Here is a 9,916-nt window from a genome sequence, read left to right as displayed (position 1 = left end):
GGGTCGGGGGGCCCCCCCCGCCCCCCCCCACCACCGCGGGCGCCCCTCGCGCCCCCTTCCCCCCACCCCCCCCCCCCCCCTGGGTTTTTTCAATTCCCTGTGGGAGCGGCCTTGTGTCGCGATTGGGCTGCAAAGCAGCCCCACTGGCCCTCTCAGGCCACCTCAGGCTCACAGCCCTTGAGCACCAGGCGGATGATGGTCTCGGCCGCCGCGTCATAATCGCTGTCGGCCAGCTTGGCCTTGCCGGTCACCGCGGAAATCTGCCAGTCGAAATCGGCATAGGTCTGGGTCGCGGCCCAGATGCTGAACATCAGGTGGTGCGCATCGACAGGGGCGATCTGCCCGCGGTCGATCCAGCGCTGGATGCACTCGATGTTATGCCGCGCCTGCTCGTTCAGCTGCGCCACCTGGTTCGGCGACAGGTGTGGCGCGCCGTGCATGATCTCGCTGGCGAACACCTTGGACGCATGCGGCAGGTCGCGGGAGATGCGGATCTTCGAGCGAATGTAGGCGCTCAGCACTTCCTTCGGGTCACCTTCGGCATTGAACGGCGTCGACGCCTGCATGATCGGCGCGATGATGCTTTCCAGCACCTCGCGGTAGAGGTTGTCCTTGGATTTGAAGTAGTAATACACGTTCGGCTTGGGCAGGCCGGCCTTGGCCGCGATATCGCTGGTCTTGGTGGCCGCGAAGCCCTTGTCGGCGAATTCCTCGCTGGCCGCGCGCAGGATCAGTTCCTTGTTGCGCTCGCGAATGGTGCTCATGGTCAGGGATCTTCCTCGTGTCTGGCCACCTCTAAGAGGGATCGGGCATGGTAGCACCGGGCTCGACGGGCGCTCAAGGCAGCGGCTTTGGGCTAGACTCCGGCTCACTCATACATCTGGAAACATCTCAATATGGCAGGAAGCAGTCTACTGGTACTGATCGACGACATCGCCACGCTGCTGGACGACGTCTCGCTGATGACCAAGGTCGCGGCAAAAAAAACCGCTGGGGTGCTGGGCGATGACCTGGCGCTCAACGCTCAACAGGTCACCGGGGTGCGCGCCGACCGCGAGCTGCCGGTGGTGTGGGCGGTGGCCAAAGGGTCGCTGCTGAACAAGGCCATTCTGGTGCCGGCGGCGTTGCTCATCAGTGCATTCATCCCCTGGGCGGTGACGCCGTTGCTGATGCTGGGCGGTGCCTACCTGTGCTTCGAGGGCTTCGAGAAGCTGGCGCACAAGTTCCTGCACAGCCATGCAGAGGACGAGGCCCAGCATGCGGCCCGCAAGGAGGCCGTGGCGGATGCCAGCGTCGACCTGGTGGCGTACGAAAAGGCCAAGATCAAGGGCGCGGTGCGCACCGACTTCATTCTGTCGGCAGAAATCATCGCGATTACCCTGGGCATCGTTGCCGATTCGCCGTTGAGCCAGCAGATCATCGTGCTGTCCGGCATTGCCGTGGTCATGACCATTGGCGTGTATGGGCTGGTGGGCGGCATCGTCAAGCTTGATGACCTGGGGCTGTGGATGACCCACAAGGCTTCGCGCCTGGCCCGGGCGGTGGGCAATGGCATTCTGCGCACTGCACCCTATCTGATGAAGAGCCTGTCGGTGATCGGTACGGCGGCGATGTTCCTGGTCGGCGGCGGTATTCTGGTGCATGGCATCGAGCCGCTGCATCATGCCATCGAGGCGTTCAGCGCAGGGCGTGGCGGGGCATTGACCGTGGCGCTGCTCAACGGCGGGGTCGGGGTGGTGGCCGGTGCGCTGGTGCTGGCGGTGGTGAGCCTTGCCGGGAAATTGTGGCGGGCGGTTCGGCCAGCCACTTGAGGTGCATGGCCGGGGCTTTGCCCCGGTTCGCGGGTGAACCCGCTCCCACACGGTATAGCGTCGGACCCTGTGGGAGCTGGCTTGCCGGCGATTGGGCCGCATTGCGGCCCCAAAGGCACGGATCAGAAGTGCACTTTCACCAGGAAGCTCATGGTGTTCTGGTCGGTGGTGAAGGCGTCGCTGTCCTTGATACCGTACTTGTTCTTCCAGTAGTCGTACTCGACACCCACATACAGCTGCTTCTCGCCCAGGTGCAAGGCTTTGCCCAGGTCGTACTTGATCTGCGGGTTGAAGTGCAGGTTGGCCTGGTAGGTGCCGCGACGGTTCTCGTCGTTGTCCACCACCCAGTCCATGAAGCCGTCGATCAGCACGTCGGAATCGCCCACCGGAATGGTGTACGACCACACCGGGGTGATCTGCCACACGTTGTCGCCGGCGCGGCTGCCGTCGGTGGTGCGGTTGTAGAAGTTCAGCTGGAAGTAGTCGAAGCCGGGAATCGCCAGGTCGAAACCAGGGCCGATCAGGTACGACTCGGTATCACCCTCGCCAAACTCGTAGGTCATCGCCAGCAGCACGTCCTTGACCGGGCCGAGTTCCAGCTTCTGGTCGAAGATCTTGCCAAACGACAGGCGCGGGCTGATTTCGCCGTAGTAGGTGTTCGGGCCATTGCCCGCGTCTTTCTGCCCTTGGTAGAAGATCTTGTCGACAAAGATGAAGTTGTCGCCGTACTTCCAGCCATCGGCGTGCTCGAAGGTCACGGTTTGCTGGATCGACGGGTTGACCTTGAAGTTCTTGCCCCACAGGTAGGTCAGGCTGTTGTTCTGCCATTGCAGCAGGTCGCCGCCGAAGGTGGTACCGCAGGCCAGCAGGCCGCCTGCGAGGATCAGGCTGTTGATAGTACGCATTGCGAGTGTCGCTCCCTTGATTGATCTGTTGTCAGCGCTCGTTGTTGGCGCTTTTTTGTCTTTTGAGTCAGCTTTTTTCGATAGGCCACAGCTGTTTGGCAAGGGTTGAGCCAACTTTTCCGGGCTGGCAAAACCTTCCTGCTCGACTTCGTTCTGAACGGATGAAAAGGGTCTTTCAGGCTGGCAACACGTTGGCCAACCGCCCGAATTCATTGACTGAGCGGTCAGTAAACGCAGGCAGAATCCGTTCTGCCCTGATCGAGGGGGCGCGCAGATTACTGGCTTGCGCGCCTTGCCTCAAGTGCTCCGTCCTGGAGCAGTGTGGTACAAACTTGTGCGTTTGGTCAGTTTTTCAGAAGTGCACTTTGATCAGCGCACTGGTAACGCTCTGGTTGCTGTCGATGTTGCCCTGGCTGTCGATGCCGTACTTGTCCTTCCAGTAGCTGTACTCGATGCCCACGTACAGCTGCTTGACGCCCAGGTTCAGGGCTTTGCCCAGGTCGTACTTGACCTGCGGGTTGAACTGCAGGTTGGCGTGGTAGGTGCCACGGCGGGTCTGGTCGTTGTCGACCACCCAGTCCATGTAACCGTCGATCAGAATGTCGGATCTGCCCACCGGGATGGTGTACGAGAAGGCCGGGGTAATCTGCCAGACGTTGTCACCGGGGCGGCTGCCTTCGGTGTTGCGCAGGTAGAAGTTGAGGGTGAAGTAGTTGAAGCCGGGAATGTTCAGGTCGAAGCCCGGACCGATCAGGTAGGCCTCGTTGTCGCCCTCGCCACGCTCGTAGGTCATGGCCAGCAACACATCCTTGATCGGGCCGAAGGCAAGCTTCTGGTCGAAGATCTTGCCGAACGACAGGCGCGGGCTGAATTCACCGTAGTAGGTGGTCACGCCTTTGCCCGGGTCGGGCTTGCCGTTGTAGAAGATCTTGTCGACGAACATGAAGGTGTCGCCGTACTTCCATTTGTTGGCGTGCTCGAAGGTGACCGTCTGCTGGATGCCTGGGTTGACCTTGAAGTCCTTGCCGTACAGGTAGGTCAGGCTTTCGCCATGCCATTGCAGCCATTCGCCAGCGTGGGCGGGAAGGGTGGCCAGCAGGCTGCTGCCCAGCAACAGGGAGGTGGTGATGCGTTTCATGTCGTGTTTCCCGGACTTATTGTTTTTGTTGGGTTTTTTCGGCGCGCAGGCGCCCCGGACGGCCCATTCCGGCGGGCCGACGGTAAAGCGTTACGGCTAGGTGGAAACAGGGGCGGCAGTGCGCCGCCCCCTTTTGCTCAGTGCTGGTGACAGGCGTCGTTATGCACCGCGCGGTCGGCACCGCCGAGGATGTTGAACAGCACGTTCAACACCAGGGCACTGACCGTGGCCATGGCGATGCCACTGTGGGTGATGGGTTCCATCCACTGCGGCATCTGCGCGAAGAACTCCGGGCGTACCACCGGGATCAGCCCGAAGCCGACGCTCACGGCAACCAGCAGCTGGTTGCGCCGGTCGCCGATATCCGCCTCCTGGAGAATCCTGATCCCGGTGGCGGTGACCATGCCGAACATGGCGATGGACGCGCCGCCCAGTACCGCAGGCGGGATCGAGGCAATCAGGAAGGCCGCCTTGGGCAGCAGGCTGAGCAGAATCAGCAGGGCGCCGGCGACGATGGTGACGTAGCGGCAGCGCACCCCGGTCATCTGCACCAGGCCGATGTTCTGGGCGAACGAGGAGTGGGTGAAGGTGTTGAAGAAGCCGGCGATGAACGACGCACCGGCATCGCACAGCAGGCCGCGACGCAGCATGCCCGGGGTGACTTCGCGATCGGTCACCTTGCCCAGGGCGAGGAACATGCCGGTGGACTCGACGAAGATGATCACCACCACCAGGCACATCGACAGGATCGGTGCCAGGCTGAAGGTCGGCATGCCGAAGTGCAGTGGGGTTACCACTTGCAGCCACGGTGCGTCGTTCAGGCCCGACAGGTCGACCATGCCGATGGAGCCGGCCAGGATGTAGCCCAGGCCCATCCCCACCAGCACCGATACGTTGACCCAGAAGCCGCGCATGAAACGGTTGATCAGCAGGATGACCGCCAGCACCAGGCCGGCCACCAGCAGGTAGATCGGCGAACCGAAGGTAGCGGCTTCCTGGCCGCCACCGGCCCAGTTGACCGCCACGGGGAACAGCGACAGGCCGATCGAGGTGATCACCGTGCCGGTGACCAGGGGCGGGAAGAAACGTACGACCTTGGACATGAACGGCGCGATCAGCATGCCGAAGAACCCGGCGGCGATGGTCGCGCCGAAGATCCCCTGCAGGCCCACGCCGGGCATGCCGGCCATGGCTACCATGCTGCCGACTGCAGCGAAACTGGCACCCATCATTACCGGCATGCGGATGCCCACCGGGCCGATACCGAAGGACTGGATGATGGTGGCGACGCCGGCGACCAGCAGGTCGGCGTTGATCAGGAAGGCGACTTCTTCACGGGACAACCCGGCGGCCTGGCCGATGATCAGCGGCACGGCGATTGCGCCGCCGTACATCAGCAGAACGTGTTGCAGGCCAACCAGGAACAGTTGGAGCAGGGGCAAGGGCTCACGCGGCGGCGCAACGGGGATGTACGCCTTGCGGGACTCGGACATGCAGCACCTCGAGTTTTGTTTTTATTCTCGGATCCAAGCGCCGGCTTCGGGCGGCAGGCGCTCGGTCAAGAGAGCCTGGGGTTTCCGCTCGAGGCATGACGCTCGATGCTTGCTTGTTGCGTAACACATGGAACTTGAGGCCGGGGCTGCCGGCCTCTTCGCGGGCACGCCCGCTCCCACAGGGAAAGGGGTTCCCATGGGGGCGGGTTGGCCTGCGAGGTGCTATCAGTTGACCGGGGCGCCTTTGGCGATCCAGTCGCCGACGAGCTTGCGCTCTTCGGTGGTCATCTGGGTGATGTTGCCCAGCGGCATGATCTGGCTGGCGACCGCTTGCGCCTGGATGCGCGCGGCCTGGGCCTGGATCTGCTGCGGGGTGTCGAACATCACGCCACCAGGGGCAGCGCTGAACAGTGGGCTGGTCGGCTTGGACGAGTGGCACACGGTGCAGCGTTCCTGGATGACATTGTGGATCTTGTCGAAGCCCTCGCCGCCAGCCTGGGCGCTGGCCTGGGCGGGTGCCTCGGCCGGCGCGGCAGGTGCTGCGGCAGCCTTGGCGGCGTCCTCGGCACGCTGCTCGGCAGCGGTCTTGCCACCGACTGCGGTCGCCGGCAGTGGCTGGTACTCGACCTTCGCTGCGGCTTGCTCAGGGCTTACGGCCATCGGCTTGGGGCCAGTGACGTAGGCCAGGCAGATCATCGCCAGGGCGCCGACCGGCAGGGTCCAGGCGTACTTGTTGCTGTCGTGGCGGGTGTTGAAGTAGTGGCGGATCAACACCGCAGCTACCGCGATACCGGCCAGGATCAGCCAGTTGTACTGGCTACCGTAGGTGCTCGGGAAATGGTTGCTGATCATGATGAACAGCACCGGCAGGGTGAAGTAGTTGTTGTGGCGCGAGCGCAGCAGGCCCTTGGCCGGCAGTACCGGGTCAGGCGTCTGGTTGTTCTCGATCGCCGCCACCAGCTGGCGCTGGGCCGGCATGATGATGCGGAACACGTTACCGACCATGATGGTGCCGATGATCGCGCCGGTGTGCAGGTACGCACCACGGCCGCTGAACACCAGGCTGAAGCCCCAGCAGGCGGCGATGATCAGCACGAACAGCACGGCACCGAGCAACGCCGGCTTCTTGCCCAGGGGCGAGTCGCACAGGAAGTCGTAGATGAACCAGCCGGCGATCAGCGAGCCGATACCGATGGCCACGCCTTCGGCACCGCTCAGGGTGCTGCCAGGGGCCAGCAGGTACAGCGTCGGGTTCCAGTAGAACACCACGCACAGCAGGGCGATACCGGACATCCAGGTGAAGTAGGCTTCCCATTTGAACCAGTGCAGGTTCTCCGGCATTTTCGGGGGTGCGAGCTTGTATTTCTCCAGGTGGTAGATACCACCGCCGTGAATTGCCCAGAGATCACCCGACAACCCATCGCGCGGGTTGCTTCGGTTCAGGTGGTTCTCCAGCCAGACGAAGTAGAACGATGCACCGATCCAGGCTACGCCGGTGATCATGTGAACCCAGCGAATGCTCAGGTTCAGCCATTCGTGAAGGTGTGCTTCCACAGTATGTACCTCTTGCCGGTCACCCGCTCAGGCTGTGCCTTTGCATGACCGACCTTTTCTTATTGGTGGGGATTGAGGACCAGCATCTGTTCCTCGGTGAAGTAATGCTCGTCGCAGTTGTTGCCGGAACCACTGCGATCAACCACCAGGAAGTCATCCCGCTTTTCGATCGTCAGCACCGGGTGGTGCCAGACGCCGCGATGGTAATTAACGCCCTGCCTGCCGTTACTGCGGAAGGCGCGGACCAAACCTGATACAGGTGCATCGCCAACCGGCGCGACCACGATCAGAAAGGGGTTGCCGAGCAGCGGGATGAAAGCCTGGCTGCCCAGCGGATGGCGTTCCAGCATGCGCACGGTCAGCGGCATGTCCAGCGCGTCGGCGCGGAAGATGCTGATGATCGCCTTGTCTTCAGGCTCGGCGGTTTCCACCGTGGCGAGCTTGTGGAAGCGCATGGTCGAGCCGTTGTTGATCATGAAGTGGTCGCTGCCGTCGGTTTCGATCACGTCACCGAAGGGGGCGAAGGCTTCTTTGGTCAGGGGCTCGATCATCAGGGTGCGCATGCGGATATCTCTTCTATTGTTCGTTTTCTGAATAAGGTTCGGCTGGTGCTTACAGCTGCAGCAGGCGGAACAGGGCGATCAGGTTGATCTGCGCCAGGGCTTCCTTGAACTCGGCTTCGGCATCGTTGTGGATGCGCTTTTCGAAGGCGGCGAGAATCTGGTGCCGGTTGCTGCCTTTTACCGCCATGATGAACGGGAACTGGAACTTGGCCTTGTAGGCATCGTTCAGTTCAGTGAAGCGGGCGAACTCTTCGGCGGTGCATTGGTGGATGCCGGCGCCGGCCTGCTCGTTGGTGCTCGATTCGGTCAGCTCGCCCTGGATGGCGGCCTTGCCGGCCAGGTCCGGGTGCGCGTTGATCAGTGCCAGCTGGTCGGCGTGGCTGGCGCTGAGCAGGATGTCGCTCATGCGCTGGTGCAGCGCCTCGATCTCGTCCAGCTCGGCCAGCTGGCCCAGGTCATAGGCTTTTTCGGCTACCCACGGCGAGTGCTCGTAGATGTCGGCGAAGGCCTCGACGAAAGCGTCGCGGCCCAGGGCGGAGGGCTTGAGGGTCTGGAAGGCGGTCATCAGGCGTTCTCTTTCTTGTACGGGTGGGTGGTGTGCCAGTGGCGGGCGATGTCCACGCGACGGGCGAACCAGACCTGGTCATGGCTTTTTGCGTAATCGACGAAGCGCTTCAGCGCGGCCAGGCGTGCCGGGCGGCCGACCAGGCGGCAGTGCAGGCCGATCGAGAGCATTTTCGGGGCTTCGGCGCCTTCGGCGTACAGCACGTCGAAGGCGTCTTTCAGGTACTGGAAGAACTGCTCGCCGCAGTTGAAACCCTGCACCTGGGTAAAGCGCATGTCGTTGGTGTCGAGGGTGTACGGGATCACCAGGTGCGGCTTGTCGGTGGGGTTGTTCGGTTCCCAGTAGGGCAGGTCGTCGTCATAGGTGTCGCTGTCGTACAGGAAACCGCCTTCTTCCATCACCAGGCGACGGGTGTTCGGGCCGGTGCGGCCGGTGTACCAGCCCAGCGGGCGCTCGCCGGTGATTTCGGTGAGGATGCGGATGGCTTCGAGCATGTGCTCGCGCTCCTGGGCCTCGTCCATGTACTGGTAGTCGATCCAGCGGTAGCCGTGGCTGCAGATTTCATGGCCGGCTTCGACCATGGCGCGGATCACGTCGGGGTGGCGCTGGGCGGCCATGGCCACGGCGAAGATGGTCAGCGGCACGCCGCTGTCCTTGAACAACTTCAGCAGGCGCCATACGCCGGCGCGGCTGCCGTATTCGTACAGCGACTCCATGCTCATGTTGCGCACGCCCTGCAGCGGCTGGGCAGCGACCATTTCGGACAGGAACGCTTCGGACTCCTTGTCACCGTGCAGGACATTGCGTTCGCCACCTTCCTCGTAGTTGAGGACGAAAGACAGCGCGATGCGAGCGTTGCCCGGCCATTGCGGGTGAGGAGGGTTGTTGCCGTAACCGATCAGGTCGCGAGGGTAGTCAGCGCTCACTGCAGTCTTCCTTCTTGTGCGTTTGTGCGGGGGGTGGGCGGGCCGCGTCGGGATGTCGCACCACCGGATGGGCTGATTGTATACAACTTCTGAAATCTTTTGTAAGCCTGTTTTTCCGCATTTCTTCCCTTTTGTCGCCTCGCAGCGCCCTGGAAAAACAGTGCAAGAAACCTGCCTGATTGGTCAGCTTGTGACGATGGCCCCGGCACCGCGCCTGTATCTGCGACCGATGGGTCGTTTATCGGCAAGAATCCCGGGGTGCGACGGAAGGGATCAAAAAATTGTGTACAATTTGGCGATGGAATGTCTTAATGGCGGCATTCCCGCACATCGCAGGCCCTTGGCGGTGGCGATGGCCGTGTATTTTTTGCCCACAGATTGAACAAGAGGCGACAAGCAATGGGACGTTTGACCACACACGTACTGGATGCCGCGCATGGCTGCCCGGGCAGCTCGATCAAGGTCGAGCTGTACCGTGTCGAAGGCCAGCAACTGGAGCTGGTGAACACTGCCCTGACCAACAGCGATGGCCGCGTAGATGCGCCGCTGCTGCAGGGTGACGACTACCGCAGCGGTGTTTACCAGCTGCAGTTCAGCGCTGGCGATTATTACCGCGCTCGCGGTGTACAGCTGCCGGCCCAGGCGTTCCTGGATGTCGTCGTGCTGCGTTTTGGTATCGACGAGCAGCAAGAGCACTACCACGTGCCACTGCTGATCTCGCCGTACAGCTATTCGACCTATCGTGGAAGCTAGTTGGTCGCTAGAAGAATCTTCGTAGGTCCTTTGGCCCGCTCTCACACTGGCGGGCTTTTTTTCGTCTGCAGTTTTTGTGTTGCCTGTACCGGCCTCTTCGCGGGCACGCCCGCTCCCACAGGTGATACCTATGTGGGAGATTCTATGGTTTTCAGCAAGCCAGTTTCCCGCCTTTGGTGACGTATTCGTCCTGATTTTTCATCAGGGC

11 protein-coding genes are annotated in these 9,916 nt (G+C 62.1%); 3 read left to right on the top strand and 8 right to left on the bottom strand.

Annotation, left to right across the window (positions count from 1 at the left end; translation table 11 throughout):
* Positions 1-152 precede the first annotated feature (152 nt).
* The gene (locus C6A77_RS24580; protein ID WP_114171947.1) at positions 153-764 is read right to left on the bottom strand and encodes a TetR/AcrR family transcriptional regulator; all 612 of its coding nucleotides are present in this window, start codon (positions 762-764) and stop codon (positions 153-155) included.
* Positions 765-896: 132 nt separating this feature from the next.
* On the opposite strand from C6A77_RS24580, the gene C6A77_RS24575 reads away from it, so the two are divergent.
* A complete protein-coding gene (locus tag C6A77_RS24575) occupies positions 897-1,811 on the top strand; it encodes a DUF808 domain-containing protein (protein WP_114171946.1) in 915 nt (304 codons plus the stop codon).
* Positions 1,812-1,933: 122 nt separating this feature from the next.
* Here the strand turns inward: C6A77_RS24575 and C6A77_RS24570 are convergent, their stop codons facing one another.
* The 7 genes from C6A77_RS24570 to puuE all read right to left on the bottom strand — a co-directional run bounded on the left by C6A77_RS24570 (position 1,934) and on the right by puuE (position 8,955).
* A complete protein-coding gene (locus C6A77_RS24570; RefSeq protein WP_114171945.1) occupies positions 1,934-2,716 on the bottom strand; it encodes an outer membrane protein OmpK in 783 nt (260 codons plus the stop codon).
* Positions 2,717-3,068: 352 nt separating this feature from the next.
* Positions 3,069-3,854, bottom strand: coding sequence for an outer membrane protein OmpK (locus C6A77_RS24565; RefSeq protein ID WP_114171944.1), 786 nt, complete (start codon positions 3,852-3,854; stop codon positions 3,069-3,071).
* Positions 3,855-3,991: 137 nt separating this feature from the next.
* Positions 3,992-5,347 (bottom strand): nucleobase:cation symporter-2 family protein, encoded by a 1,356-nt coding sequence (locus tag C6A77_RS24560; RefSeq protein WP_114171943.1) that lies wholly within the window; start codon positions 5,345-5,347, stop codon positions 3,992-3,994.
* Between the two features lie 225 nt (positions 5,348-5,572).
* Positions 5,573-6,901 (bottom strand): urate hydroxylase PuuD, encoded by a 1,329-nt coding sequence (locus C6A77_RS24555; RefSeq protein WP_114171942.1) that lies wholly within the window; start codon positions 6,899-6,901, stop codon positions 5,573-5,575.
* 59 nt (positions 6,902-6,960) lie between these two features.
* Positions 6,961-7,464: an ureidoglycolate lyase gene (locus tag C6A77_RS24550; protein WP_003259500.1), complete on the bottom strand. Its 504-nt coding sequence runs from the start codon at positions 7,462-7,464 to the stop codon at positions 6,961-6,963.
* A 49-nt stretch (positions 7,465-7,513) separates the two neighbouring features.
* Entirely contained in the window at positions 7,514-8,029 is a 516-nt protein-coding gene (uraD, locus tag C6A77_RS24545; protein ID WP_114171941.1) for a 2-oxo-4-hydroxy-4-carboxy-5-ureidoimidazoline decarboxylase, read from the bottom strand.
* Entirely contained in the window at positions 8,029-8,955 is a 927-nt protein-coding gene (gene puuE, locus C6A77_RS24540; protein ID WP_114171940.1) for an allantoinase PuuE, read from the bottom strand. The genes uraD and puuE overlap by 1 nt, the downstream gene beginning before the upstream one ends.
* Before the next feature lie 76 nt (positions 8,956-9,031).
* Between puuE and C6A77_RS25440 the strand changes: the two genes are divergently transcribed.
* A complete protein-coding gene (locus C6A77_RS25440) occupies positions 9,032-9,337 on the top strand; it encodes a hypothetical protein (protein WP_133295915.1) in 306 nt (101 codons plus the stop codon).
* Positions 9,338-9,354: 17 nt separating this feature from the next.
* The gene (uraH, locus tag C6A77_RS24535) at positions 9,355-9,708 is read left to right on the top strand and encodes a hydroxyisourate hydrolase (protein WP_016711727.1); all 354 of its coding nucleotides are present in this window, start codon (positions 9,355-9,357) and stop codon (positions 9,706-9,708) included.
* Positions 9,709-9,916 lie beyond the last annotated feature (208 nt).

The sequence above is a fragment of the Pseudomonas sp. AFG_SD02_1510_Pfu_092 genome (assembly GCF_003331055.1).
Lineage (GTDB): Bacteria > Pseudomonadota > Gammaproteobacteria > Pseudomonadales > Pseudomonadaceae > Aquipseudomonas.
This window is presented reverse-complemented; position numbering and strand designations above follow the sequence as displayed.